A 297-nucleotide genomic window follows, 5' to 3' on the forward strand; every position below is an offset into this window, starting at 1 on the left:
TGTTCTTGTCGCAAATGTTTTTGATGAGTTCGTAGCCGAATCGGACAAGCCTATCCTTGTAAAGAACAACGATTTTAGAGACTTTCTTATCCATTACCAAATCAATCACTTCATTTAAGCCTTTCTTGTTGTAATGGATACCACTTCCGATATCAGTCACGATTTTAAAAGGCTTTCCTTGCGCCAACAGATACGTCTTCATGTTCTGAACCTGTCGCTCCAAATCTGCTTGCTGCTTCTTGGAGCTGACACGGCAATAACCAACCACAATCTTTTCCTCGGCTATCTTCCCGAGTT

The 297-nt window shown here is 41.8% G+C and carries 1 protein-coding gene; it reads right to left on the reverse strand.

Annotated elements, in window-relative coordinates; translation table 11 throughout:
• Positions 1-297: IS607 family transposase (locus tag ACP3VS_RS24395; RefSeq protein ID WP_426390314.1), on the reverse strand; the 297-nt coding region annotated here is incomplete at both ends.

The organism is Lysinibacillus sp. VIII_CA, assembly GCF_049943995.1.
Lineage (GTDB): Bacteria > Bacillota > Bacilli > Bacillales_A > Planococcaceae > Lysinibacillus > Lysinibacillus pinottii.